Source organism: Streptosporangium sp. NPDC049078, from assembly GCF_040648855.1.
Taxonomy (GTDB): domain Bacteria; phylum Actinomycetota; class Actinomycetes; order Streptosporangiales; family Streptosporangiaceae; genus Streptosporangium.
In genome coordinates this window covers 317747-342036 of the sequence record NZ_JBEZEL010000011.1, presented here as the reverse complement: position 1 = coordinate 342036, position 24290 = coordinate 317747, and the positions used below count along the sequence as shown (strand labels likewise).

The 24290-nt window shown below is 65.1% G+C and carries 27 protein-coding genes and 1 pseudogene; 9 read left to right on the top strand and 19 right to left on the bottom strand.

Going from position 1 to position 24290, the window contains the following annotated elements:
• Positions 1-161: 161 nt before the first annotated feature.
• The 3 genes and pseudogenes from AB0B90_RS21190 to AB0B90_RS21180 all read left to right on the top strand — a co-directional run.
• A pseudogene (locus AB0B90_RS21190) lies at positions 162-311 on the top strand (transposase); the annotation flags it as partial.
• Between the two features lie 80 nt (positions 312-391).
• The gene (locus AB0B90_RS21185) at positions 392-961 is read left to right on the top strand and encodes a sigma factor-like helix-turn-helix DNA-binding protein (RefSeq protein WP_362924208.1); all 570 of its coding nucleotides are present in this window, start codon (positions 392-394) and stop codon (positions 959-961) included.
• 747 nt (positions 962-1708) lie between these two features.
• Positions 1709-4657: an immunoglobulin-like domain-containing protein gene (locus AB0B90_RS21180; protein ID WP_362924195.1), complete on the top strand. Its 2949-nt coding sequence runs from the start codon at positions 1709-1711 to the stop codon at positions 4655-4657.
• Positions 4658-5266: 609 nt separating this feature from the next.
• Here the strand turns inward: AB0B90_RS21180 and AB0B90_RS21175 are convergent.
• Positions 5267-5983 carry a GntR family transcriptional regulator gene (locus AB0B90_RS21175; protein ID WP_362924193.1) on the bottom strand — a complete coding sequence of 239 codons (717 nt, stop codon included), beginning with the start codon at positions 5981-5983 and terminating at the stop codon, positions 5267-5269.
• A 326-nt stretch (positions 5984-6309) separates the two neighbouring features.
• A complete protein-coding gene (locus AB0B90_RS21170; protein WP_362924191.1) occupies positions 6310-7047 on the bottom strand; it encodes a hypothetical protein in 738 nt (245 codons plus the stop codon).
• 336 nt (positions 7048-7383) lie between these two features.
• Between AB0B90_RS21170 and AB0B90_RS21165 the strand changes: the two genes are divergently transcribed.
• Complete coding sequence (locus tag AB0B90_RS21165) at positions 7384-7950, top strand: DUF6461 domain-containing protein (protein ID WP_362924189.1); 567 nt, start codon at positions 7384-7386, stop codon at positions 7948-7950.
• A 203-nt stretch (positions 7951-8153) separates the two neighbouring features.
• On the opposite strand, the gene AB0B90_RS21160 is transcribed toward AB0B90_RS21165, so the two are convergent.
• The 7 genes from AB0B90_RS21160 to AB0B90_RS21130 form a co-directional block, all read right to left on the bottom strand.
• The gene (locus tag AB0B90_RS21160; protein WP_362924187.1) at positions 8154-8729 is read right to left on the bottom strand and encodes a DUF6461 domain-containing protein; all 576 of its coding nucleotides are present in this window, start codon (positions 8727-8729) and stop codon (positions 8154-8156) included.
• A gap of 188 nt (positions 8730-8917) precedes the next feature.
• On the bottom strand, positions 8918-9754 hold the full coding sequence (locus AB0B90_RS21155; RefSeq protein ID WP_362924185.1) for a hypothetical protein: 837 nt from the start codon (positions 9752-9754) through the stop codon (positions 8918-8920).
• Between the two features lie 179 nt (positions 9755-9933).
• Entirely contained in the window at positions 9934-10359 is a 426-nt protein-coding gene (locus tag AB0B90_RS21150) for a PIN domain-containing protein (RefSeq protein WP_362924183.1), read from the bottom strand.
• Positions 10356-10601: a hypothetical protein gene (locus AB0B90_RS21145; protein ID WP_089211966.1), complete on the bottom strand. Its 246-nt coding sequence runs from the start codon at positions 10599-10601 to the stop codon at positions 10356-10358. Before AB0B90_RS21145 ends, AB0B90_RS21150 begins: the two co-directional genes overlap by 4 nt.
• A gap of 354 nt (positions 10602-10955) precedes the next feature.
• Complete coding sequence (locus AB0B90_RS21140) at positions 10956-11255, bottom strand: helix-turn-helix transcriptional regulator (protein ID WP_343976147.1); 300 nt, start codon at positions 11253-11255, stop codon at positions 10956-10958.
• A 5-nt stretch (positions 11256-11260) separates the two neighbouring features.
• Entirely contained in the window at positions 11261-11605 is a 345-nt protein-coding gene (locus AB0B90_RS21135) for a type II toxin-antitoxin system RelE/ParE family toxin (protein ID WP_362924180.1), read from the bottom strand.
• Between the two features lie 354 nt (positions 11606-11959).
• Positions 11960-12841 (bottom strand): haloalkane dehalogenase, encoded by an 882-nt coding sequence (locus tag AB0B90_RS21130; protein WP_362924178.1) that lies wholly within the window; start codon positions 12839-12841, stop codon positions 11960-11962.
• 257 nt (positions 12842-13098) lie between these two features.
• Here AB0B90_RS21130 and AB0B90_RS21125 point away from each other — a divergent pair, with 257 nt between their 5' ends.
• A complete protein-coding gene (locus tag AB0B90_RS21125; RefSeq protein WP_350943010.1) occupies positions 13099-13644 on the top strand; it encodes a hypothetical protein in 546 nt (181 codons plus the stop codon).
• A gap of 146 nt (positions 13645-13790) precedes the next feature.
• Here the strand turns inward: AB0B90_RS21125 and AB0B90_RS21120 are convergent, their stop codons facing one another.
• Together AB0B90_RS21120 and AB0B90_RS21115 are read right to left on the bottom strand one after the other, a co-directional pair.
• Complete coding sequence (locus AB0B90_RS21120) at positions 13791-14369, bottom strand: hypothetical protein (RefSeq protein WP_362924175.1); 579 nt, start codon at positions 14367-14369, stop codon at positions 13791-13793.
• Positions 14370-14741: 372 nt separating this feature from the next.
• Positions 14742-15059, bottom strand: a complete 318-nt coding sequence (locus AB0B90_RS21115) for a hypothetical protein (protein ID WP_362924173.1) — start codon at positions 15057-15059, stop codon at positions 14742-14744.
• Between the two features lie 268 nt (positions 15060-15327).
• Between AB0B90_RS21115 and AB0B90_RS21110 the strand changes: the two genes are divergently transcribed.
• Positions 15328-15552, top strand: coding sequence for a hypothetical protein (locus AB0B90_RS21110; RefSeq protein ID WP_362924171.1), 225 nt, complete (start codon positions 15328-15330; stop codon positions 15550-15552).
• A 145-nt stretch (positions 15553-15697) separates the two neighbouring features.
• Here AB0B90_RS21110 and AB0B90_RS21105 read toward each other — a convergent pair whose 3' ends face one another.
• The gene (locus tag AB0B90_RS21105; protein ID WP_350943001.1) at positions 15698-16339 is read right to left on the bottom strand and encodes a hypothetical protein; all 642 of its coding nucleotides are present in this window, start codon (positions 16337-16339) and stop codon (positions 15698-15700) included.
• A gap of 71 nt (positions 16340-16410) precedes the next feature.
• Here AB0B90_RS21105 and AB0B90_RS21100 point away from each other — a divergent pair, with 71 nt between their 5' ends.
• Both AB0B90_RS21100 and AB0B90_RS21095 read left to right on the top strand, forming a co-directional pair.
• Positions 16411-16533, top strand: a complete 123-nt coding sequence (locus AB0B90_RS21100) for a hypothetical protein (RefSeq protein ID WP_350942999.1) — start codon at positions 16411-16413, stop codon at positions 16531-16533.
• Positions 16534-17282: 749 nt separating this feature from the next.
• Positions 17283-17777 carry a GNAT family N-acetyltransferase gene (locus AB0B90_RS21095; protein WP_350942997.1) on the top strand — a complete coding sequence of 165 codons (495 nt, stop codon included), beginning with the start codon at positions 17283-17285 and terminating at the stop codon, positions 17775-17777.
• A gap of 294 nt (positions 17778-18071) precedes the next feature.
• Here AB0B90_RS21095 and AB0B90_RS21090 read toward each other — a convergent pair whose 3' ends face one another.
• The 6 genes from AB0B90_RS21090 to AB0B90_RS21065 all read right to left on the bottom strand — a co-directional run bounded on the left by AB0B90_RS21090 (position 18072) and on the right by AB0B90_RS21065 (position 21450).
• The gene (locus AB0B90_RS21090; RefSeq protein ID WP_362924168.1) at positions 18072-18875 is read right to left on the bottom strand and encodes an SDR family NAD(P)-dependent oxidoreductase; all 804 of its coding nucleotides are present in this window, start codon (positions 18873-18875) and stop codon (positions 18072-18074) included.
• 273 nt (positions 18876-19148) lie between these two features.
• Positions 19149-19751 (bottom strand): class I SAM-dependent methyltransferase, encoded by a 603-nt coding sequence (locus AB0B90_RS21085; protein ID WP_350942993.1) that lies wholly within the window; start codon positions 19749-19751, stop codon positions 19149-19151.
• Positions 19752-19847: 96 nt separating this feature from the next.
• Positions 19848-20150 (bottom strand): hypothetical protein, encoded by a 303-nt coding sequence (locus AB0B90_RS21080; protein WP_362924165.1) that lies wholly within the window; start codon positions 20148-20150, stop codon positions 19848-19850.
• 141 nt (positions 20151-20291) lie between these two features.
• On the bottom strand, positions 20292-20624 hold the full coding sequence (locus tag AB0B90_RS21075; protein WP_350942990.1) for a YnfA family protein: 333 nt from the start codon (positions 20622-20624) through the stop codon (positions 20292-20294).
• A complete protein-coding gene (locus tag AB0B90_RS21070) occupies positions 20621-21118 on the bottom strand; it encodes a MerR family transcriptional regulator (protein WP_362924163.1) in 498 nt (165 codons plus the stop codon). Before AB0B90_RS21070 ends, AB0B90_RS21075 begins: the two co-directional genes overlap by 4 nt.
• Positions 21115-21450: a hypothetical protein gene (locus tag AB0B90_RS21065; RefSeq protein ID WP_350942987.1), complete on the bottom strand. Its 336-nt coding sequence runs from the start codon at positions 21448-21450 to the stop codon at positions 21115-21117. The genes AB0B90_RS21070 and AB0B90_RS21065 overlap by 4 nt, the downstream gene beginning before the upstream one ends.
• 210 nt (positions 21451-21660) lie before the next feature.
• Between AB0B90_RS21065 and AB0B90_RS21060 the strand changes: the two genes are divergently transcribed.
• A complete protein-coding gene (locus tag AB0B90_RS21060) occupies positions 21661-22644 on the top strand; it encodes a BtrH N-terminal domain-containing protein (protein ID WP_350942985.1) in 984 nt (327 codons plus the stop codon).
• A gap of 168 nt (positions 22645-22812) precedes the next feature.
• Here AB0B90_RS21060 and AB0B90_RS21055 read toward each other — a convergent pair whose 3' ends face one another.
• Entirely contained in the window at positions 22813-24285 is a 1473-nt protein-coding gene (locus AB0B90_RS21055; protein WP_350942983.1) for an ATP-binding protein, read from the bottom strand.
• Between the last annotated feature and the right edge of the window lie 5 nt (positions 24286-24290).

The following is a 24290-nucleotide window of genomic DNA, read 5'->3' as shown; positions in this document are numbered from 1 at the left end:
CCTTCTACCGGAGCTCCGCTCCTTCGTTCATGCCCCGTTCACTCTGTGAGACGCCCTTGCGCCGCAGCTCCAGGCTCTAACTACCCGGCCTTGGGCGCTCCCCCTTGAATGTGGACACCTTGGAGACTGGATCTTGAGGTCCAGGGGAAGAGATGTCCCTAATGGTGATGAAGAACTACCCGCCCGAGTTCAAGGCCGACGCGGTGGCGCTGGTGTTGTCGAGGCCGGATCGGACGATCACGTCGATCGCGCGGGACCTGGGCGTCAGCCTCGAGACGCTGCGGCTTTGGGTACGCGCCGCGCAGGCCCGGGGCAAGGGCGGGCAAGCGGCCGGGGCGACGGCGCCACCGCCGACCCCGCCGACAAGGTCACCCTCGACGAGTCGATCAATATGGCCTTCCTCGTCGTGCTTGAGTCGATGGCTCCGGCCGAGCGCGTCGCGTTCATCCTGCACGACGTCTTCCGCTACTCCTTCGCCGAAGTGGCCGACATCGTCGGCCGGACCCCGGCGGCCTACCGTCAGCTGGCCTACTCGGCCCGCCTCCGCATCCGCGCGGCGCAGCCCACCGCCACCTCGACGGCCCGCCACGCCGGCATCGTCAAGGACTTCAAGCATGCATGGCAGGCCATGGACATCGACGCCCTCATCGGCCTGCTCGCCCCCGACGCCACCCTCGTCGCCGACGGCGGCGGCGTCGCCGGTGCCGCGCTGCGCCCGATCGACGGCGCCGAGCGGATCGTGCGCGCACTGCTCAATCTCGCCGGCAGGCTGTCCAACCTGACGATTCTGGAGCGTACGGTCAACGGTCAGCCCGGTCTGGTGGTCCAGCAGGACGGCGTCATCGTGACGGTCGCGGCGTTCGACGTCGAGGGCGACCAGATCAAGCGCATCTGGGGGGTACGCAATCCCGACAAGCTCCGTCCGTGGACGGCGGCGCCCGAGCGAGCGGCCGGCAGGTGATGGCCTTCGCGGGGGTCGTCCGAATGGGTCGACTGGTTCAACAACCAGCGGCTTCATAGCGCGATCGAAACATTTCCTTCAGCGAGGACGAAGCCATCTACCACGCTCAGCACCCCGACCGGGCGCCGGCAGTCAAGTAACAAAGCCACTATCGAACCACGTGCGGGCGTACTTGACGTGAAACGGCACGTCGTCGCGGTGGAGGTCGCATTCCTCGATGTGCCGGCGGTCCCTGCCTGCCGTGGTCGTCCGACGCCGCTCCGCCCGTCTGGGTCGGCCTGGGCGGGTGATGCGGCGGGCAGCAGGCGGCCGGCACCGGCGGTAAGAACCCCACGTGACCTGGTAATTCCCGTCCCTATGGTCGCTTTGATGCTTGCGGAGTGCTGACAAGGACGAGACTTTCATCCAGGGCTGGCACAGCTTTCGTCGGCTCACGCAAAGGTTCGGGGGCAATTAAGGCTATCTTTCGCCGGGACTGGCAGTTAATGTCTGCATTCGAGACCCGGACATCTGTGATATATGGTCTCGTCCCCCCCAGTTCACACCATCCCCCCACATTTCACAACGAGGTGAACCTTTGTCTGTGCTGCCCTCGTCTCGTCGGAGCGCTCAACCAGGCCCGACGCTGGGCCTCGCCGGCGCGCTGACCATCCATTCGGGCTTCGCCTCTCCCGCGAGTGCGGTCACCCCCGCCCCGAACGGGGCCGTGCCCCACGCGTCCACAGCGACCGGAGTAAGGAGGATCAAGTGAGATTGCGACAGCAAAGGTCGCGCCACCGGCTGATCCGGAAGGGGAGAGGTGTCGCGGGCCTGGCCCTGGGCGCGCTTCTCTCCGTCTCGTTGGCAGCGACGCCCTCGCACGCTGCCGACGAGCAGCTCAACGAGGGGCTGGTGCACCACTTCGCCCTCGACGAGACCAGTGGGACGACGCTGGTCAACTCGGGTAGCGCGGGCTCGGCGGCGAACGCCACGCTCGTCAATCCGGAGAAGGCGACCTTGACCGGCAACGGAGTCAGGTTCAACCCCGACTCCTACGCGAGCGCCCTCGACGGTGCGTACGTGGCGCTGCCGAAGGACATCACCGCCGGCATGTCGAACCTCACGGTCGACTATGACGTGTGGATCGACCCGGCGAACGTCGGCGAGCACCAGATGTGGGGCTTCGGCAGGAAGTCCGGCTCGTGCGACGTCGACACCGGCGCCCAGGGCTCCATCTTCGCGTCGAACACCCAGCGGTTCCGCGTCGCGGTGGGCTCGGCGAACCTCCAGCAGAACCGGGTCCGCATGACCGAGGGAGCCTGGACGCACGTCACCTACACCCAGTCCCTGAACGCGAACGGCACGAGCTGGACCGGCACGCTTTACCTCGACGGCGTGCAGCACGCGACGTCAACGAGCCTGACCACGCCGCCGTCGGTGAACACCGCGGGGACCAACTGTAACTTCCTCGCTCGCTCGCAGACGTCGGGCCACTACTCATTCCGCGGAACGCTCCGGGACTTCCGGGTCTACGACAGGGCAGTGAGCCTCGAAGAGACACTCGCCCTGGCGAAAAAGACCGTCTCCAATGGCGTTAGCGCCGACGCCGCCGCCATCGACCTCGGCCTGACCAGTGCGATCGTACGCGACATCGTTCTGCCCAAGGTGGGCTCCGTGGCGGGCTCGGCCATCACGTGGACGAGTTCGGACCCGTCGGTCGTCGAGGTCTACACCCCGCCGGCCGTCCCCAGCGCACGCAAGGTCGCGGTGACCGGCAAGATCACCCGACCCGCGCAGGGGCAGCCCGACGCGACGGCCACGCTCACGGCGACCGTCCGCAAGGGCGCCCAAGAGGTCACCACACGGGATATCCCCATTGTGGTGAAGGCCAAGTTCGACGACGCGCAGGCGGTCGACCGTGACGCGTTCGACCTGGCCCTGTACGCCACCGACGACGTGCGCGGAAACATCAACCTTCCGGCCGGCGGCGAGTTCGGATCCACGATCACCTGGAAGTCGACCACCGACCTCGTCACCCCGACGGGTAAGGTGACCCGCCCGGCCTTCGGCCGTGCGGATGTCACCGCCACCCTGACGGCGACCATCACCAAGGGTTCGGCCTCGAAGACGAAGTCGTTCCCGGTGACCATCACCGCGAAGCCCCGTTCCGAGAAGCACGAGCGGTACTTCATGGGGTACTTCAAGGGCGAGGGGATCGCCGACGGCGAGCAGATCATGTTCGCGACGTCCAACGGAAACACCGCTCTGGACTGGACCGGTCTGACCGGGGGCTGGCCGTCGCTCGTCTCCCAGCTGGGCGACCAGGGGCTTCGTGACCCGCACATCGTCCGCTCGCCCGACGGCGACACGTTCTACATGATCGCCACCGACCTGAACTGGTACGACCAGGGCGGATACGCGATCAACGACACCCAGTACATCGAGGTGTTCGAGTCGCACGACCTGGTGAACTGGACTCCTCAGCGGCACGTGAAGGTCGCGCCCGACAACGCGGGCAACGCCTTCGCACCCGAGTCGCTGTGGGTCGAGGAGATCGGCGCCTACGCCGTGTTCTGGGCGCAGTCGCTGTGGAACGACCCCGTGAACCGCACCGGTCAGGGGAACGCGCAGATGTGGTACGCCACGACGCGCGACTTCCAGACGTTCTCCGCTCCCAAGGTCTGGCAGGACCCGGCCCCGCTGTCGCGGATCGACACGACCGCGATCCGGGTCGGTGACCACTACTACCGTGTGACCAAGAACGAGGCCGGCAACCAGGGTTCGGACATCTTCTCGGAGAAGCACACCGACTTCCTGGACAGCAACATCAACAACTGGACGTTGCTCGCTCCGGCTCTGGGGCGCACGACGTGGGTCGCCAACCAGGGGTACGAGGGGCCGGTCATCTTCAAGGCCAACCCCGGTGACACCTCCTGCCCCGGCCAGTTCTACCTCTGGGGTGACCGGTACACCAACGGTGGCGGGTACCAGGCCGCGTGCCACGAGAACATCGAGGCTCCGACCTGGAACGCCAAGCCGCTCACGATGACCAACGCGGGCGTCGTCCGTCCGCGTCACGGCACCGTGATCCCGCTCACCGTCCGTGAGTGGAACGACATCCGCGAGATCCCGAACAGCGACGTCACGACCACCACCAAGGTGGCCGTCGAGCCGTACGCGAGCGGGGCCCAGACGACCACGGCCACCGCCACCGTCGAGGCCGCTGACGGGTTCGAGACCGGCGGTCAGGTGCGGTTCAGCGTCGGCTCATGGTCGGAGCTCGCCCACCTGAAGGACGGCGCGGCCACGGTCACGCTGCCGGAGGGTCTGCCTGCGGGTACCCGGACGGTCAAGGCCGAGTACCTCGGCTTCGACTATCTGAAGGCGTCGGAAGCTGCGGCGTCGTTCACGGTGCCGGACGCTCCGGAGCTCGCGCTGACCGTGACCGCCACCGCCCGCTGCGTGGGCACCACGGCGTACGTGGCCGTGACCGCGGTCAACGACGCCGCCGTGCCGGCGAACGTGACGCTGACCACCCCCTACGGTTCGAAGGCCGTGGCCGACGTCGCCCCAGGCAAGCAGGCCTACCAGTCCTTCAGCACCAGGGCCGGGCAGATCGCCACGGGCAGTGCGACCGTGACGGCGACCGCGACGATCGATGGCCGGCAGGTCACCTCGACCTACAACCCCTCCCACACCGCCATCAACTGCGCCTAACCCGACCGGCCACGGCGCATTCCCGCTACTGAACCGGGGCCGGTCGCGTACCGGTCGGCCCCGCCCCCATAGATCGATGTCGCATGAAGACCCGGTGACCGGAACAATCCACACCGATCACCGGGTCGCGACGATCCTGCGCTGACCTTTATGACTCACGGGGTGATCGGTTTCGGCCGACGAAGGTTTCGGGCTGATCGTCGTTTACCGGGCGTGAGTTCTTGGAGCAAGGTCGTCCTCCTTGCTCTTACGTTGATATGGCTGCTGGGGACTCCGTACTTGTTCCTGATGGACTGTCAGCCTCCTTTGGCAGCCCCTCCGACAGCAAGCGCGCTGCGTGGTTCTTGACGGCCACGGGCATCGTCATGGTCGGCGCACCCGCGATCGCGGCATTCATCGCATGGGCCACCCGACGAAGGACCGCGACCTGGTTCTTCACCATCGCCGCGTTGCTCTGCGGGGTACTCGTCTCGGCTGTCATGACCATCGGGAACCACGCGAATCCCCCCGCCCAGCCCCGCGACCCTTTGCCCTCCTACCACTGCATCGAGCGCAGCGGCGGAGACAACGACTGCCCCGGCGGATAACCGCGACCGAATCACACGCGGGTCAGGTAAACGGATAGACGTCCTGCAGCTCATGCCGATCCGCCGGCAACAGCACCTCCACCGCCGCCAACGCCTTCCCCGCAGCGTCCCGTACCGCCCCGTACACCACGAGCAGCGGCGCACTCTTAGGCATGCCGAGCTGTTTGGCTTCCTCGGCCGCCGGCATGCGCGCGGTGATCTGCTCCACCACGTGATCGAACCGCACCCCCTTACGGGACTGCAGATGCTCGCGAAGACCCTGCTCTAGTGGTTGTTCTTGGGTCAGCGCGGTGCCTTCGGCAATGTCCAGCGGCACCCAGGTCGACACGACCTCGGTCGGCTCACCGCCTTTGCCGATCACCCGGCGCCGCAGGAACGCTTTACTCCCGGGCGACAGGTCGAGCAGGGCGGCGATCCGGTTGGGTACCGCCACGGCTCCGGCGTGCACCACTTCATCGGGAGAGGCGGTTTCCGGGGCGGTCAGGTAGGCCTGTCCGGGGCGGGGTTGTTCGGCCCCGGCGACGGCGGGACGGCCCCGCACGAAGCGGCCCTTGCCCTGCTGTGATTCCACCCAGCCTTGTTCCCGCAGCACCCGAAGCGCCGCCACCACGGTGGGCCGGGAGACACCGAACTCGTTGATCAGCTGGTTCTCGCTGGGCAGCATCGAACCCGGCGGGTAGTCCCCGACCTCGATCCGTCGTTGCTCGGTCAACTTGCGCCGCCGCTCGTCATGATCCACTTGTCGAGGCATGCCCGTTTCCTACCTGTTCGTGCTGCGCTTCGGCGTTGCGGTCTCGGCAATCATCTGATCCTGCCCGTTCTCGGTGTGCAGATAGATCAGCGCGGCCCGCATGGTCAAGGGCGGCGCTCCGCGCCGCCGTACCCCACGCACTCGCCGACCTCTGCAGCACGACGATCGCCATGCTGTGGCTGGTCTCGCACGGGGTTGGGGCCGATCGCCGAGCCAGTGCTTCGTTCCTAATGACGGTGCGGGCGCGTTCCCCGGTCCACCAATCATCGTGACAGCAGACGCGCTCAACCCAAGGCATACATATGGAAGAGGGATCACAACCTTCCCGGAGCGCGACCAGGTAAGCCGCCATTGTCCCGGCAGCGTCCATTGACGATGTACGTGCAGCTGCTGGTCGCATCGTCGCACTTGCCATTGACCGTGCGTGTACAGCGCGGCGATCGCTGGGTGGGAGTGTTGTTCGGCCGGTCAGGCTCAATAACGGCCTCGTCACCCATTCCGCCTTTTACCTGTGCCCTGTAGCGGTCCGAGCCAGCGCGATAGAAGGATCCGCCGACAGCCTTCTTACCCACCGCAGGGACATGATCATCATAAGGGATGTGGTACCAGGTGAAGCCGTCGTCCTCGTCATCACATCTGCTGTCAGAGGCACGGATCCGCGTCTCTGCTTTCACGCACACCTCGAACCGGGCCTCGTCGGAGAGGGCGACCTCTGGGCCAACGCCTCCGCGATTACGCGCGAGAGAGGTCACGCTGTAGCCCGGATCTTCAAACGTCCCCCCTTTGGCTTTCCTACCGGTGGCGGGAATTTTCGTTTCCCATGACAAGAAATACCAGGCAAAACCGAGTTCAGCATCATCGCATGGGCGGTAGGCGACGCGGATCCGCGTGCGCTTCTTGACGCAGATCAGAATGGCAGAAAAATCCTCTTCGAGGTCCCCGAGATCCTCCGCATCCGTGACGTCCTCCGGCTCCGCAACCGTCTCCTCCGGAAACGAGGACGTTGAGCGATCGGACATGCAGCCAGCGAGCAGAGCAACGGTGAGGATCACTAGCAGCGGCCGAAGAAGAGTAGGGAACAAATGCCCTCGAATCTCAGGGGGAAATTTTTATGTGATCAACGAGGGGGACCGGCTTCAAGTTCCGGAGCAATGAAACTAGACGTTCTCCGTGCCCGTTGCGTGCCCGCCAGAAGGGTGACTAAGAGGGACTCACAGGGAATCATGGGTACTCGGAGCGCTCCCCCGCAGGTCAGCGTCCTCCCAGTTCAGCGGCCAGGCGTGATAGAGACTTCCCAAGCCGATAGCGCATGAACTGTAGGAACGAAGTTGTCGGACCTCCCTGTCATGATCACCGTGATATGGCCCTCGCGGAAGGCACATGGACAGATGAGCGGTGCGACGGCGGCGACCTACGAATGGCTCTACCGGGAGTTCACCGACGATGAAGACAGCACTTGGCTCTATGCGGGCTTCGTGCAGAGCATGTCTCCCGAAGAAGCCCTGCAACGGATCAACGTCACCCCAGGTACTCCGTGCGAATCCGGATTCGGCGTCGCGGCCTATGCCGCCCGCGGTGGAACCGTCCTGATCGAACACGGCTGGGCGGGGATCATCTTCCACAAGGTTGGACTGCTATCTGCAGGAACAGCAGCAGCTGCGGTATGCGCGACCCTCAATAGCGATGGTTTCGCCTACTGCGTCGACGGCCAGCTGATCACTGCTTTTGGCCTGTACGGCTATTGTTTCCGGGATGGTGGTGACCCTGACCGGCTCCAGGTCGACGTCGGCGACCTCGGCCTGCCTGTCGACGACGAGAAGCCGCAATTCGCCGGCAACCCCGTCTCCAGCGCTCTCGCCCTTGCCGAACGAGCCACCGGTGTCCACCTATCCCGTGCCCGGTACGCCGGTCTCGCTCTAGTCGGATCAACTGATCACCTCGATCCTTATCGGTGAGGAAACCGCACCTTACGAAGATCCGGAACATGCACGGAATGGTCTCGGCCAGCCTTGACCGGCGGGCCGAAAGAGCCCAGGTCACTACACCATACGACTCATAGGACGCCTTCCACTTTTAATCCGCAGGTTTTGAGTTCGAGCCGTGCTGCAGCGCGGGCAGATTCCGGGCAGCGGAATTCGGATATGACATCGTGGACGGATCAGCCAACGACGCCACTCATGAGCGGCCCTTTGACGATCTCCGGAGTCAGCACCACGCCGGTCAATCGTGCTGCGAGGAGAAGTGCTCCAGACGCGGACGACGGTGCCTCAGCACCTGTTCCGGGTACGTCGTCGGGATCAAGGCCCGCCTGCCTCATCAAGTCGTTGAGTCGATCGGGATCACTTCCGTGCCGCCATTGGGGAATCTTGGGATTGAAGTACGTGACCAACTCCCCGTCCACCGCGTAGACGAAGTCGTCGGATGCGTAGTCGTGCCGCAGCACCGCCACGGTCCCGGCCGAGAGGGCCTGTGCCTTGTCGGCTTCCGTGCACGTCCACCCGCTCTCCTCGATGAGCACAGTCCAGTCGCCCACTCTTCCCGCAAGCACCGTCTCAGGAAAGAGGGCATCGTCTATCAACTCGTCATAGGTGAGTGGCCGGATGCTCTCCTGGTCGGCACCCAGTCGGCGAAGTGCCTGTACCTCGCTGACTCCACGCACGAAGGTCAGGCACCACAGATCGCCCAGCTCGTCGTCTTCGGCCAGCCAGGCAACATCGGCGTAGGTAAACGCCATCCGCAACACCTCATCTGTTGATCGTCGTGCCATTAGCGTGCCGTTAAGAGGGGCAACGAGGGATCAACCGCGGTCACTCACGACCGGCCCGAAGCCTAGGTCAGCCGCACAACAAGGCGTGCTCCATACGATTCCCAAGCTGACAGCGCGGGTTCGATTCCCGTCACCCGATCCATCACTAAGGCCGGTCACAGCACGTCAGGGGTGACTGGAAAGACGTAGTCCACGCCCGGCATGTCATCAAGAGCACTTTTCAGCGTCTCGGCTGCGCTGGGAGCATCAGTCTTGACATAGAGGGCCTCCTGATCGACCGGACCTGAAATGAAACCGCACAGACGGTCAGGGCAGTAGGAGGCGCTGATCTTCGTCGCGAAGGCACTATCCTCGTAATAGATCTTGTCGACATCCACTGCCTGCCGAATTTTCTCGGCAATAATCTCTATATCCTTCTTCCCCGCCGCACGAGCTCCTTCCCTTCCAAGCTGGAGAACGGGGGAACTCAGGCCAGTCAACATGACCCGCACGTCCGCCTTGCCCGCCCAGAAATTAACGGGCAACCGCACCAGACCCACGGAAACCGGCGACTTCGCCACCTCCTTCGCGATCTTCGGAATGTCACTCACATCACGAGCGGTTCCCACAAAATGCGCCTGGACGCCGCAGACATTGCGCGTCATCAGCGGCTCTCCCTCCATCTGCACCTTGCTGTAGGCCTTGAGGTTCTCGATCTCCGGCAAGGCGCGAAGGAACTTCTCGACAACTGGCTGGGTCTCCGGCGTTAGCCCTTCCGCCGAGCACTGCAGAACCATGAACCCACGCTGCTCAGGCCAGGGGCCGTCCGGTGGGGGAAGGACACTTTGCGAGCGCATCCCGGAGAACCAGACAGCACCTGCTCCACCGATGGTGAGAAGCACGGCCATGGCCACTACGACTGTCCGCATCCGTAAACGCGGCTCGGATACACCTACACGAGGGATCACTTCAACTGCTGGTTCGTCGTTCGACAGGGACACGTCGATGACCATCCCGTACAGCCGGTTCGTGCGTCAAGATCAGGGCTTGTGACATACCTGCCCCTGGCGGAGCAACACAAAAGACGCCTCCCCCGTACCAAGCAGCCATGATCAACGTTCCAGATGTGAGCTTCCCAAGCTGACAGCGCGAGTTCGATTCCCGTCACCCGCTCCACACTTGTTAGGCCAGGTCAGCCAAGCACTTTTGGTAGAAGCGTGAACGCCGGCACATGCTGAGGTCGGATCAAAGTGAAGTCACGTCGGTCCAGCGTCGCGATCTGAGTAACGTTCAGGCGCTCTGCGATGGCGACCACGGACACGTCAGCCGGGTCGAGTCGGGCATCTCGGTAAGTACGGACGAGCTCTGCCATTCGTCGCACATCGGCTGGCACCAGATCGACCAGTTCAAACTCTTCAACCGCCAGATCAAGAAACCGCGCATGCACGCGAGACCCCATATGCCTGTTAATGGTCCACCCCGCCTCGATCAGGATGGTCGAAGGCAGCAGGAGCGGCCCCTCCAACTCTTCGAGAAGACGCACGCATGAGGCATGGTGCTTGTCATCTCGATCGACAACAGCGATCAAGGGGCCAGTGTCCAGGAGCGTGAAAGTCACGTTGACCGATTGAACCGCTCCGCCAGCAGATCTTCGACCCGTTCCGACAGATCCCCCTCACCGGAGGCACCGATCCCCGCGATCGACAACCGCCGACGCCGAACCGGCTCGTCGGTCTCTTCGTCCACGGTCTCAGCCAACTCCGGATCCGTCTTCACCAGACGCAGCAGACGACGCGCCTGGTCCGGAGAAAGGCGATCGACCAGATGGTGGAGCTCCTCGTGCGCGTGCCCGGCAGTCATACCTCTGAGTCTACGTAAGCGTCTGTGCTCACCCCAGCCCAACCGCCGCATCAACGGTGTCTTGACATCAAGACTTCGTGCCAGATCCGTACCAGAATAGGCGGGGAACCGAGGTCACTCACGAGGACTCACGGTCACTCGACCGCCTTGACCTGCACCCCTGTTTTCCCAGCTCAGAGCGACAAGATCAGTAGATGATTCCCAAGCTGACAGCGCGGGTTCGATTCCCGTCACCCGCTCCACACTCAAAGGCCCAGCTCAGAGATGATTCCCGATCTGGGCCCTGTTTTCAGCGTCGTTCGGCTCGACTGCTCCCACTTCGGTGATCTACGGCTCCGGAAATACCCCAGAAGATCAGCTCGCCTCACGCAGGGGTTGGAACTGAACGCTCAGCCGCATCTCCAGAGCCTCCGCGAGCCGCTCCAGCATCGGAATCGTCGGCATCGTCCCGCCTGCCTCGAACCGCGCCACCGCAGGCTGCTTCAACCCAGCGCGCTCGGCCAGCTCACTCTGGGTCAGACCGAGCTGCTCACGGCGCAGCCGTACCGCTTCACCCAGCTCGAACCGGATCCTGGCGGCCTCGTACGCCGCTCCGGCCCCCGGACGGCTCATGATCTCGGCCCGCTTGGCACCCCAGCTCTTGCGCTCACCCATACCGCTCACTCCTCATCCGCCGTGTGAGCCTCGGCGATACACCGCTGCATGGCCCGCCACGCCCGCTCGATCTCAGCGGACTCGCGCATCCGCTGCTTGCGGAACACCGTCAGCATGATGATCCGCCGGCCCGGTGCGATCCAGTAGGTGATCCGTACCGCCTCCCGGTCGAGATGGAAACGCAGCTCACGTAACTTGCCGCGGAGCTGACGAGTGTAAGGCTCATCCAGCAGGACACCACGCTCGGCCAGCAGGTCGACATAGAACGCCGCCGTCTCCTGCCCCTCCTGATCAAGCGTGTCGAACCACTCATCGACCTCTGACTCCAGCTCCACCTCTCCCCAATTCATAACACGGACGTTATAGCGACGGCAAGTATCACGCCCTGGAAACACTCCTGTTCTTCCTGTCGAGAAAGGTCCGCACCGGGACGATCCCCAGCACACTCCGCCCCAAGGGCAGTCGTCCGGCTTCCCACGCAACGTTGATCACGTGCCAGACCCGTGCCAGAACAGGCGGGGAACACCAGTTGAGGTTCCCCCTTAGCTCGGACACCGGCGGTGTGTCATCAGGTTCAGTAGGCGCGGCTCTGGCGGACTCCGCCCCGCCATATCTCCACGATTACCTGGGAGCGGCGATGTCCGTGAGCGGGTCGCCCTCCACCAGCACCAGGTCGCCCCGGAGCCCGGGCTCCGCCGCCCCTTTCAGGAGAGATCTCGCAGCCAGGAGGCGATGGCCGCCCCGATTTGATCGGGGGCGTCTTCTTGAACCATGTGGCCACCCGTGATCGTGATGTGTGCCTGATTCGGCCACGACCGGGCGATGGCCCGGTGTGCTTCAAACATCGTTCCTGGAACCGCCTCGATGAACAGCTTGGGAACCGAAGACTCAGCGAGCCATTCCGCATAACGCGTGACGACATCGTGAACATCGCGTGGTTCGCCCGCAACGGGAACCTCGCGCGGCCAGGTCAGCGTCGGTCTGCGTGACTCGCCGGGTTCCGTGTAGGGACGACGGTAGACGGCCATCTCCGCCTCCGACAGCCCTCGCAGCACCTCTGCAGGCAAGACATCATCGACGAAGAAGTTTTGATCGAGGACCATCTCTTCACCCGCAGTGGAGCGGATCGCCTGGAAGAGCGCAACCGCAGGCTCCGGCCAGTCGCTCCACGAGGGGATCGGAGCCACGAACGCCTCCATATAGGCGATACCCCGGAGTGCGGAAGGCTGACGGTACGCCCAATCGAAACCCAGGGCCGAACCCCAGTCCTGCAGCACCATGACCACCCGCTCACGTACGCCTAGGGCCTGAAGGAACGCATCGAGATAGCGGCGATGCTCGACGAAGCGGTATGAGCCCGGCCCGCTGACCGGAAGTTTCGCGGAATCGCCCATCCCGATCAGGTCCGGGGCGATGCAGCGCCCTTTGTCCGCCAGATACGGGATTACATTCCGCCACACGTACGACGAAGTCGGGTTGCCATGAAGAAAGACGATCGGGTCACCTTCCCCCTCCTCGACGTATGCCATTTCAAGCCCGTCGATCTCAATACGACGCTTCCGATATCGTTCCTCAGTCGAGATCATGACTCTCCTCATTTCCGCGGGTTCTTGCTTCGGTCGGAGATTCTGCAGCACGACCCGGGTCTTGCCACAAGCCCCCCGGTGCGTCATAGTGTGCGACCGCTGTCAGCCTTGGCCTCACAAGGACCCGGCGACCTTCGAGGCACTGTTCCAGGCCGCGGTCGGCACGGCCCGCCGCTTCGTGTGGGTCGGTCGGCCCTCGGAGTAGGCTCACGGGCGCACCGTCGAGCGATGGCGACCCCGAGAGGAAGACACCGTCCGTGCATGACTACGACGGCCCGACCTGGGGGCCGCTTCCCGTCCGCCCGGCGGCACTGCGCTGGCTGTTGCTTCTCCCCCTGACCCTGGTGTTCCTGCCGCTGTGGTGGGTGGTGTGGGTCGTCCTCGCGATCTGCTTCCACTGCGTGGCGCCGGTGGCCCAGCTGATCGTCGACATGGTGCCGCGTGCCGAGAACGGCGCGATACGAATGCTGGACGCCACATTGGGCCAGATACCGTTCGTCCCGCTCTGGTGCGTGACCCCGGTGGCGCTGGTGCGGGAGGGCGACACGGCGTACTACCAAGCGCGCGTGGACCGGCGCATCGAGAAGCAGACCCGACGCGTGGAGACCTCCCAGTACCGTCGCGAGTATCACCGCGACCTGGAACTCGGCGCACACTACTTCCGGGGTGCCGGCGCCGGTTACGCCCTGCGCGTCGCCTCGGAGCAGGGCTGGAACCTCCACACGGTGTTGCGCTCGCACCCCCGGCGTCGGCTCCGGCTGCGTCACAACGGCCGGCCACGACCGGACCTCAGGGCAGGATGACCTGCCCGCCTTCACCGATCGGCTCTTCGAGCCGGTGAAGTATCGGTTCGGTGTTTCCGCCGAGACGGTGACCGCCGGCGTGGCCACGACATGCTCCTGGCGGCCGGCCTGGAGCATGTCGAGGCGGGCCGCGTCCCGCCGCGACCTCAGCTGCGCGCGCGGATCAGCATGACCAGCCCGGCGATGAACGACCCGAGCAGGACCGGCGACAGGACCGCGAGGCCGCCCCACACGACGATGCCGAAATAGCCGAGCGCGGACGAACTGTGTGTCGGGTCGGCATCAGCGGCTGCGAACAGCCCCAGACCGAGGATGACACCGACCACCGTGATCGCGATCGGCGTCCACAGGAGCACGTGAGCCCACACACGGTACCTCCGGCTGTAGGCCCGCCGGGTCGGCCGCACGTTCGGCTGTGGGGGATAGTCGGCGAGTTCGCTCATGCCGTATTTGTACCAGCCCGCGTACCCTGTTCCGCAGGGTCGGCCGTGGCGTGTAGAGGTTCGGCGTGTGGTGATCCAGGCAACGAGGAGGAGAAGGTGTTCACGCGGGAGGGCATCCGCGACCTTCTCGACAGCCGCCACCCCGGCGAGGAGATCGCCGACATCCTTCGGTTCACCGGCCCGGCTGACCAGGCGACGTCGCAGGAACGTCTTGCTCTTCGGGGTGATGCCCAGCAGGACGGCGACCCGGTTGGGCACGGCCGGCACCGCCGCTTCCAGCACCTCGCCATCGGAGGCACTCTCGGGACCGGCCAGGTACGCCTGTCCTGGGCGAGGCTGTTCCGTCGAGGTTCATCCCGGACGGCTACGTACGAAGCGCCCCCTGCCCTGCTGGGAGTCATCCAGCCCTGTTCGCGTAGCACGCGCAGTGCCGCGGCCACGGTTGACCGGGTGATGCTCTCCAGCATCCTCCGTACTGGAGGGCACCGCCCCGTCGCGCCCGCCTATCGACCGGCATAGTCGGCCAGAACCTTGGCCGCACCCGTCACATCGTTGAGACGAAGAGTCTTTTGGCCTTGCTTTCATTCAGTCGCCTGGCTGGTTCTTCGAGCTGTTCCCGCATGCCCTGTCGCGACCGAATGAGCTTGTGGTCGCTCAGATTGTTTGATATCCGACCGATATCGGCCACGAGGTGCTGCTGCATTTGGCATTTGATTTAACCGAATTGGCGACCCAAGGGCCGTAAACCGTGGTGTAGCTACCGCCACTGTTCTGGCAGAAGAGCACGACCTGCGTCTGAGTCACTCCGGTACCGCTGCACAGCGCCCAGCCAGTGCCGCCGACAATGCCGATCTGCGCGCTGGTGCTGCAGGTCGCGGCCTGGGCTGAGGCGGTCGGTGACATTAGAGTTGTCGCGGCGGTGATCGCGGCGATCGCGGCCACCGAAACACCGAACTTCTTGATACGGCTCATTAGTCATCTCTTTCGGGTCGATGTTTGCCTCTCGATGGTAGTCACAGCCTTGGCGGATATCCATAGGGAATGGTATGCAATTTGAGTGAGCGGTTTACGGCTGGCCATAGGGCCGCAGTTTGAAGTCCAAAACAGGATGGTCGCTGATGGCGGCTAATCCCTGAAAAGGACTGCGGGCGATCGACGATCCGGTACCTCGTTCCCATGAGGGGGCGTGCATACACATGCTCTATCTCTTTGCCCGCCGCATCGATGGGATGCTCATCCCATGAGTGAACAAAAAGATCCTGCAGCACGTCAGGGGAAGACGACTGACGGCACCCAACCGGTGGACGGGTGGGGCAACGCGGTGCTTGCCCTGAGTGCAGCGGTTCCCGTCCTTGGCTTCATCATCGAAGAAGAGCTCACCACCAACGCTCTCCTTGGAACGCTCATCTTCGCGACCGTCGGAGTCGGGCTACGTATCGAGGCGGCGATCAAGAGTCGTAGATGACATGCCACTCCTGTGCCGGTACAACCAGGGAACAGGGGAGAATCACGGGGACTCACGGACACGGGAAGACCGTTCTCTCACCCGCATCGCAGCAGTTCAGGGAGCCGTATACCTAAATCTTTCAAAGCTGAGAGAAATCGGCGGATCAAGCAGACCTCCAACGCCGTTCGGGCGGTAGTTCACCCACCGGCGCGACGGTGTGCGTCCCGCTGCCTGTGCAGCTCCACACGGCGATCCTGTCTTCCGGTTCGGCGTGCAAGCCCCGGTTGTGCACCGGACAGACGGGCCACGCCCTCCAGAGCACCTCCATGACCACTTCCTGGGTGGCGTCGGCCACGGCCCCGAGCGGCTCAGCCCTGGGACTGATGCCGTTGCCCTGGCAGATGCCCTCGAACTCCACCCATGCCATGCCCATGCTGTCCCGGTCAGGGACGATCATCCGAAGAGTTCCGGTGATCCCCGAAGCGCGGACGTCCCGCTCCACGTCCTTCAGTGCCTCCTCCAACGACACCAACAGACTCGGCTCCAGAGCGAAGCTCGGTATGAAGCCGATCCCGCCGAGAAGGGCCTCCCCCAGCCGGGCAAGGTCGGCGGCCGTCAACTCGGTAGCGAGACGTTCGAGGAGTTCCCGCGTGACAGGAGTGGACACACCCCAGTCCTCCATCAGGCAGGCCAGCTCGATGAGGGGGTCGGCGTCGAGACCACCGTCGCGCAACGCCGTGTAGATGCGGACGCCCAACTCGTCGACGGCCCGGCGGAGCTCGTCGGCCTGCTCGTAGGGATGCATGCCGCAGTGTCTCCTACCTCGAAGACCCCGGTAAACGAGATTTCACCCGTCATCGATGGACGTTCGAGGGCATGGCCGCGTTCGACATCGACCGCCGCTCCCTCACCGACCTTGTCGATCGAACCGCGGACCTCGACCGTGTCATCCGACGGCACTATCGCCGCGAAGCTCTGGCCGAGGAATTCCACACGTGATGCATCACAGCCCGCAGATCCTTTACGACACATCGCTCCGGGCTATCCGACTAACAGCTCCCTGAGGTCTTACCAGTCTCCGGAGAAGGGTTCTTCGGAATCAGCAGCCACCATGCTGCGATAAGGCACCCCATCATGGGAATCACAAACATCGCGCCTAGATCAGGCGACCAGCCCATCACCTTCTGGCCCAACACCAGGAGAAATACGAAGGCCGCCCTCAGCAACACCCCCCACCCGTAGCGACGAGGCTCGTAACGATCACGCCGGTAAACAGGAAGCAAAGGAGGAAGCCGATTGGCCGTCAGCGCGTAGACACCTATCGCGAGGTTGAAAAATCCCAGTGTCAGTACTAATCCCTGAAGTACCGCAAGACTCATTCAGGTCAACTCCTCCGTCATCTGGAAGGGATCATCCCATGAGCACAGCCTGCCGAACCGTTCTCCTGGGTTACCAAGGCGATGCCGCGGCGCTCCCGCTATCCGGGCATGCAGCTTGGGACGGTCCCGAACGGCGGATTCGGAGCCGAGCACCGCACCCAACCACCCCGCCGCGCTGGGACCGCAGCACCGCCCAAGTATCGTCTCCGCGATCTTTTCACTTCGGTTGGTCTCATTCGTAATCGCGCAATCGAGGCGATCGACGAGCCGCTACTTCGTTCCTGATGAGCGTGCCTCGGCTCGGCCGGGAGGGCGCCGGCCCTGTTCGGCAGGGAAGCTTTCCCCTTGATCCACTATACGGTGACTCCCATGACCATCCCGTGCGCTTTCCGAGCCGCCGAAGCCGATGACCTGGACTTTCTCGAAAAAATGTTGGTGGAGGCGGTCAACTGGCTCCCGGAAAGAAACCTCTCTCGGGAACGGATCCTCTCCGATCCTGGACTCGCACATTATGTGGTCGGCTGGCCCCGACCCGATGACCTTGGTGTGATCGCGGTAGGTGCGGACAAACAACCGCTTGGCGCGGCATGGTTGCGACGATTCACCGCCGAGGACCCGGGCTACGGCTATGTGGCGGACGACGTTCCCGAGCTGACAGTCGGTGTGCTCGCGGGGTGGCGCGGTCGCGGGATCGGACGGGCTCTACTGCGCGAGCTCATCCAGGTGGCAGGCAAGCGTGGAATCAGCCGGATATCTCTCAGCGTCGAGCGGGCTAACCGTGCGGCCATGCTGTACACCGACGAAGGATTCACCATCGTCAAGCAGTTCGAGGACTCGGACACGATGCTTTTCGAGGTGAGGTAGCGGTGGTGAAGGCCGGATTTCACCTGCCATCGATACCGTTACACGCCGCCGTTCTCCCCACCCTGTCAGCTCGACGCTCCATCCGTCGGCGGGCAGGCAGTGGTGATCCACGATCCGGTGGAACTCGCCGCCGCCCTCATGCGCTCGGGTTTCGTGAGGCGATCCTTTCCAGGAGAGAGCCCTTCCCCCGCACCCCGGGCGGCTCAGAGCTTGACGACGGTGACGCGTCCGCCACACAGTCCTCCGGGGCGGAGGTGAGAACCGTGACGGGGCCGGGGGCATCAAGGTCGATGGTCAGGTCTGCTTCAGGAACCCGCCGTCCACGGCGAAGTCCGCGCCGGTCGTGCTGGCCGAGCGAGGTGAGGCGAGCAGGGCGATCACGTCGGCGATCTCCTGGGGTTCGACCAGACGGCCGGTCGACAGCTTCATCATTTCCGGTGCCACCTGGTCGATGACGCTGTCGCGGTCCGTTCCGACCTGGGCGGCGAGGATGTCGGCCGCTCCGCCGCTCTCCGTCCACCATGCCGTGCGCACCGGCCCCGGGGAGATGGTGTTCACCCGGATGCCCTGGGGCGCGAACTCCTCGGAGAGAGCCTTGGTCAGGTTGTTGAGACCCGCCTTGGCCGCGCTGTAGTCGACGTTCATGGGAGCGGGCAGGCGGGCGCTGCCCGAGGAGACGTTGACGATCGAGCCTCCGCCTCGGGCGAGCATCGGCGGGATGGCCGCCCGAATGGTACGCACGACCGAGAACAGGTTGAACTCGAACATCACCCGCCAGTCTTCGTCGGTGGGGGCCAGGAACGAGAAGCGCGGCAGGGCCACGCCGGGCGGCGGTCCGCCGGCGTTGTTCACCAGGATGTCGAGCCCGCCGAACTCCGACACGGCCTGTTCCACGATCCTCGCGGGAGCCTCAGGGTCCATCAGGTCCACCTGAACATGGATCAGGTCACCGCCGAGCGCCTCCAACTCGGGGGTGCTCTTCCGCGAAGCCGCCACGACGCGTACGCCTTCGGCGAGGAGGGTGCGAGTGACGGCCAGGCCGATGCCCTTGGAAGCACCGGTGACGACCGCGACCCGACCGGAAAGCTGGAGATCCATATCGTCTTCCCTCGTTTTGGTTTCCATCCGACAAAGCGGATGGTTCTCGTCGCCGAACACGTTACGAGTGGTCATGTGACGAGGGACGGCGTAATTCGGACGAGCAATTCCGGCGGAAATCAGACGCGGCATTCACATGTATTCGCGCGTGCTTTACGAGCAGACGCATGCCCCATCGTCCGGAGACCACCCCGAGTGCGGCCCCCGGGAGTCGTTGGCGACGAACCGCGAGAGCCGCTCCCGCTCATTTCCAAGGCCATCGGCCGAACTTGCTCAGTCCCGCGGTTTGCGCCAGACGATGCTGTAGCGAAACAGAAGGTGACGGCGATACCGGGAACCGGGCAGGATATCGGCGGCCAAGGCTCGCATCTGCGGGTATGTCACCGGCGGTGGCCACACTATGGGGGACGGATGTTCCCAGTGCCCCTTCACGGCGCGGTGGAAGGCGCCGACGGCGACACCGGCCAGGTCGCGCGGCAGGTCGTTGGGCATGACGCTACGGGCGAGGCCGACGACGGCCAGGACACCGCCGGGGCGCAGCAGCTCGCGCATGCGGGCCAACCCGGCGGCGGCGTCCATGTGGTGCAGGGTGGCCACGGACGCGATGACATCGAAAGAGGCGGGCTCGAAGGGGTGGGTGAGGAAGTCACCGAGGATGTAGTCGACGTCGTCGGGGTGCTCGCGGGCCTGGTCGAGGCCGGCCGCGTGGAGGTCGATCGCGGTGACGCGCGGCACGGTCCGCCGCAGTTCGCGGGCGAGCATGCCCTCACCGCAACCGACGTCGAGGGCACGCCGGGCACCGTCAGGGATCGCGCGCAGGATGCGGGGGTGGTGATGGATGTTGTGGTTCCATCGCCTGCGGCTCTTCACGGTCATGTGTTCATCCTGTCGAACAGCCGTCGACGGATCCGCTGAGACGAGACGATTCCAGAGCGGCGCCGTTGATCGTGCCTTCGTGGAAGCGGTCGTGATTCAGGGCGAGGTGGGCTCGTTCGGAGGGCTCGTCCGGTCGCGGGCCGCGATGGCCAGGGCGATGAAATCGCGGAAGCGCGCGAACTCCGCCTGATCCATCTTCAGCCTCACCCCGCCCACCACCTGGCCGTCGTCCCGCCTGGCGCCGAGCCGGACCTTGAACCCGTCGCCGTGCGGCTGGACGTCCACCCCGAGAAACGCCACGTGGTAGCGGCTGCTCTCGGACAGGCCCCGGTGAAAGATTTCGAGGGTCCTGCCGTCCTGCACCAGGATGTGATCGCCGACCTGAAACTCCGCCGCCATAGCTCCCACTTCGAAACCGGGTAGACCACCGGATGGACAACAGTGCCCCGACTGTCCCACACGGTCGATGGCTCATGCCGGGTTCGTGGCGTACGTATCGGCTCGTCCTCGACGGGCTCGGGGGCCCAGGGGCGACTTCGGCTAACCGCGCGGGGCGTACATGATGACCAGCACGCCGAGTATGCATATGGCGGCCCCGATGACGTCCCAGCGATCGGGCTGGAACCTGTCCACCACCATGCCCCATCCCAGCGAGCCCGCGACGAACACGCCGCCGTAGGCGGCGAGGATGCGGCCGAAGTTGGCATCCGGCTGGAAGGTGGCCACGAGCCCGTACAGGCCCAGGGCGATGAATCCGGCGCCGATCCACAACAACCCACGCTGTTCTCGCACGCCCTGCCAGACCAACCAGGCCCCGCCGATCTCGGCGAGCGCGGCCACCACGAACAGGAGAAGAGAACGTGCGACAGTCACGACTGCGAATGTAGAGGATCGCCTTCGGCTCCTCGGCGCCCCCCTTCGCCCTGGCGGGAGGCGGCATGTCGCCCCCCGTCCGGGTCGGAGAACGGCAGCGGGCAGCGCGAACTTTCCGCGCACGCCACCAGGTCGTCGCATCCGGCGTCCATCGCCTGGATGAGCGTCTCGCGGATCGTCCCGAGGTCTGCGATCTTCTGTTCCACCTCGGCGAGCTTGGCCGTCGCCCGTGCCCGCAGACCGCCGTCCGGTCTGCCGTGACGGTGGGCGGTCGCCTCGACCAGGTCGGCCACCTCCTCCAGGGTGAAGCCCAGCCGTTGCGCCACCTTGATCACGCGCAGGACGGTCACGGTCTCCGGTGGATAGAGCCGGTGCCCTCCGTTGCTGCGCCGCGGCTCGCGCAGCAGGCCCCGCCGGTGGTAGTAGCGCAGCGTCTGGGTGTTGACCCCGGCCGCTTCCGCGACCTCTCCGGTGCGGAGCCATTCCCCGTTCACGACGTGACCGTCCGGGGAGACATCTCGGTCGCCCGGACCACCAGGCCGTCGAGCACCTTCGTGTGGACCTCGGGGACCTCGACGTCCACGGCCAGTCCCTCACGGCCGGGAGTGAGGGTGAAGGCGAAGAAGGCGCAGCAACCCGTCTCCCGGGCCGTCAGGTCACGCGCGGTCTCCTCCACCCGTGCTCCGGCATCGAGCGTGAGCCGTAGGTGAGTCGGCCCCACCCGTTCCAGTCCTCGCAGGGCGGAGGCGAACAGTTCGTCGAACTCCGCCACCCTCAGCGGTCGTTCCTCGGTCGGAAGCGTGCATTCGGCCGGTGCCCATTCCATGAGCCCTCCACGTATCGGGAGCGATCCCTACCGATCCGACGGTAAGCCTGTACCCCGGTACAGGATGCAACCCCGAACGGGCGCCCCTTCCCCACCGCCCACCCCGGGAGGCCGCGTGCTACTCTCGGCGCCCCCGATCGACCGATCATGAAGATGTCGAGAACGGGGGCGGTGTCACCGTTCGCCGCACCGACACGAGGAGGGCGGAACATGACCGTCGTGAGGGACGTCGAGGCCCGCGGCACGCAGCACTGTGAGACGACGGCGCTGGGAGTGCTGCTGCGGCACGAAGGGCTCGATCTCTCCGAGCCGATGCTGTTCGGGCTGGGCTCAGGCCTGTCCTTCATCTACTGGGACAGCAAGGCCATGGCGTTCCCCTTCCTCGGAGGCCGCGTCAAGCCTTTCGAACTCACCAGGAACCTGGCCGCCAGGCTGGGACTGACGTTGACGGTCGAGGAGACCACCTCGGCGCGCAAGGCGTGGGAGAACGTGGCCGCCCCCATCGACGCCGGTCGTCCGGTCGGCCTCCAGCTCGACTGCTACCACCTGGACTATTTCCGGTCCAAGGTGCACTTCGGCGGTCATGTCGTCGCGATGTACGGCTACGACGAGCACGACGCCTATCTCGTGGACACCGACCAGCAGGGAGGAGCGGTGCGCAACAGCCGGGCCGGCCTCGCCAGGGCGCGTGCCGAACGCGGCCCGATGACCGCCAGGAACCGATCCTTCACCGTCACCGCCCCGGCTCATCCGCTCTCCTGGCAGGAGCAGATCATCCCCGCCGTCAGGGACTGCGCCGACGCCTTTCTCTCCGCCCCCATCTCGAACGTGGGGCATCGCGGTATCGAGAAGGCCGGCAAAAAGGTGCCCGGATGGCTGCTACGGGCCGGGGAGCCGAAGCAGGATCTGCCGCAGGCCGCCCTTCTCATGGAGAAGGGCGGCACCGGCGGCGCCCTGTTTCGCGCCCTTTATCGCGACTTCCTCGACGAATGCACCCGGCTGATCGACAACGACGACCTCCGCACCGGTCACCGGCTGTACGCCGAGGCCGCCGTCCTGTGGACGGACGTGGCAACCTTGATCACGAAGGCCGGAGAGAGCGGCGACGTGGAACACCTCAGGCAGGCCGGCGCCATCCTCCACGATCTTTCGCGCATCGAGAAGGACGCCATGCGGGTGCTGCGTCGGCTGTAGCCGGAAACGGCTCATGGCGCACCTGCGGGAAACGGTCCTCGGCATACCCGGCAGGGCCCCGGCACGTCGAGGATCCACGGTGCTCATCGGCCTGCTCATCGGCCTGCTCGTAGGATGCATGCCGCAGTGTCCGGACTACTGAAAAAGCTCGGACCGGTCCGATCGCGATCACGAACCTGTGTACAACCGCTCCAGCCCCACCAACTGCACCCGTCCACCGCTGCGCGCCGCCGCGTCCTGCAACGCCGGCATGAACCCCATCCCGCTGAACAGCAGCAGCCGCCCCGGCGCCTCGCCCTTGGCCGCGAGGAGCGCCGCCACCCGCTCAAGCCTCTCCAGGTGCCCAAGCCCTACAACGTCCCCCCACTTGGCCTCCCCAATGGCCAGTAGTGCGCCGTCAGGACTGTGGACAGCGACATCCACCTCATGGCCTGTACGGCTGGTGACATCGTGAACAACCCCCGACTGGACACTTCCCGCCATATCACCCAGCGTCTCCTCGGACGCGAAGTCTTCACACCACACCCGACACATTCGCTCGTACACCGGCCCCGCGACGTTACTGCGAAAGCGAGGCTGAGCGGCACGCCAGATCCGCTCGGTACGCCCCTCCCGCGCCCTTTCCAGCTGCGCCCAGTAGGGGCGCATGATCGCGTGATAGAAGCGGACGAGCGGCTCGGTGATCCGGTACTCGGAGCGGTTCCGGCGGAAGGCGTCCGGGTCGGCCACGAGGAGGCCGGCGTCCTCCAGAACGGTCAGGTGATGAGAAATGTCGACGGCTTTGCGCTCGATTCTGCTCGCGATACCACTGCGGGTCGCATTGCCCTCGGCGACCGCGGCCAGAACCGTGTGATAAAGGCCGGTGTCGCGCAGCGCCGGGTCCTCGGCGAGCAGGAAACGCACCTCGCGGAAAAGAGGGCTGGCCGGGTTGAGAACGTACTCCACGACCCAGCGGTCGAAGTCGGCCAGACCCGCCGGGGCGATCCCGGCCAGATATTCGGTGCGGTAGGCGGGGGTGCCGCCGACGACGAAGTAGACCAGGGCCGCCAGTCGAGGCTCGGCCGTCAGCCCCCAGAACTCGGCGGCCAGCCGGAAGTTGAAGGTGGGCACCACCAGTTCCAACCCGGCCCGCCCGCGCAGCGGCGCCTGCCCGGAGAGCAGGCCGCCCATGAAGGAGATCGACGACCCGCACAGCAGCAGACGCGACCGTGACGCCCCCCGCTGCTTGCGGCGCGGCGACAGAGCCTTCTGGATGACCGAAGGCAGGTCCTTGGCATCACGCACCAGGTAGGGGAACTCGTCGAGAACGACGGGAACGGTCCGTTCATCCCCCAAGGAGAGCAGGCCGTCGATTCCCTCCTCCCAGTTTTCGAACCTGACCCGTCCCGGTGTCCCGGTGAACGCGGAGACGGCCTCCCCGAGTTGGCGCAGCGCCTCCGCCCTGGGCACGGCCTCGGTGGCGGCGTAGTAGAAACCACCGGTCGCCTCACAGACGGCTTCCAGCAGGAACGTCTTGCCCTGCCGGCGTCGTCCGGAGACCACCCCGAGTGTGGCCCCCCGGGAGTCGTTGGCGACGAACCGCGAGAGCTGCTCCCACTCCCACTCGCGGTCGAACATGTCCGACGGCCGCGGCAGTGACATCTTGA

Coding starts and splice junctions, on each gene's coding strand:
- AB0B90_RS21185 (WP_362924208.1), top strand. CDS start 392: ATGGCCTTCCTCGTCGTGCTTGAGTCGATGGCTCCGGCCGAGCGCGTC.
- AB0B90_RS21165 (WP_362924189.1), top strand. CDS start 7,384: ATGAGCGGTGCGACGGCGGCGACCTACGAATGGCTCTACCGGGAGTTC.
- AB0B90_RS21160 (WP_362924187.1), bottom strand. CDS start 8,729: ATGGCGTTTACCTACGCCGATGTTGCCTGGCTGGCCGAAGACGACGAG.
- AB0B90_RS21155 (WP_362924185.1), bottom strand. CDS start 9,754: ATGGTCATCGACGTGTCCCTGTCGAACGACGAACCAGCAGTTGAAGTG.
- AB0B90_RS21145 (WP_089211966.1), bottom strand. CDS start 10,601: ATGACTGCCGGGCACGCGCACGAGGAGCTCCACCATCTGGTCGATCGC.
- AB0B90_RS21140 (WP_343976147.1), bottom strand. CDS start 11,255: ATGGGTGAGCGCAAGAGCTGGGGTGCCAAGCGGGCCGAGATCATGAGC.
- AB0B90_RS21135 (WP_362924180.1), bottom strand. CDS start 11,605: ATGAATTGGGGAGAGGTGGAGCTGGAGTCAGAGGTCGATGAGTGGTTC.
- AB0B90_RS21130 (WP_362924178.1), bottom strand. CDS start 12,841: ATGATCTCGACTGAGGAACGATATCGGAAGCGTCGTATTGAGATCGAC.
- AB0B90_RS21115 (WP_362924173.1), bottom strand. CDS start 15,059: ATGAGCCGTATCAAGAAGTTCGGTGTTTCGGTGGCCGCGATCGCCGCG.
- AB0B90_RS21110 (WP_362924171.1), top strand. CDS start 15,328: ATGAGTGAACAAAAAGATCCTGCAGCACGTCAGGGGAAGACGACTGAC.
- AB0B90_RS21105 (WP_350943001.1), bottom strand. CDS start 16,339: ATGCATCCCTACGAGCAGGCCGACGAGCTCCGCCGGGCCGTCGACGAG.
- AB0B90_RS21100 (WP_350942999.1), top strand. CDS start 16,411: ATGGCCGCGTTCGACATCGACCGCCGCTCCCTCACCGACCTTGTCGAT.
- AB0B90_RS21095 (WP_350942997.1), top strand. CDS start 17,283: ATGACCATCCCGTGCGCTTTCCGAGCCGCCGAAGCCGATGACCTGGAC.
- AB0B90_RS21090 (WP_362924168.1), bottom strand. CDS start 18,875: ATGGATCTCCAGCTTTCCGGTCGGGTCGCGGTCGTCACCGGTGCTTCC.
- AB0B90_RS21085 (WP_350942993.1), bottom strand. CDS start 19,751: ATGACCGTGAAGAGCCGCAGGCGATGGAACCACAACATCCATCACCAC.
- AB0B90_RS21080 (WP_362924165.1), bottom strand. CDS start 20,150: ATGGCGGCGGAGTTTCAGGTCGGCGATCACATCCTGGTGCAGGACGGC.
- AB0B90_RS21065 (WP_350942987.1), bottom strand. CDS start 21,450: ATGGAATGGGCACCGGCCGAATGCACGCTTCCGACCGAGGAACGACCG.
- AB0B90_RS21060 (WP_350942985.1), top strand. CDS start 21,661: ATGACCGTCGTGAGGGACGTCGAGGCCCGCGGCACGCAGCACTGTGAG.
- AB0B90_RS21055 (WP_350942983.1), bottom strand. CDS start 24,285: ATGTCACTGCCGCGGCCGTCGGACATGTTCGACCGCGAGTGGGAGTGG.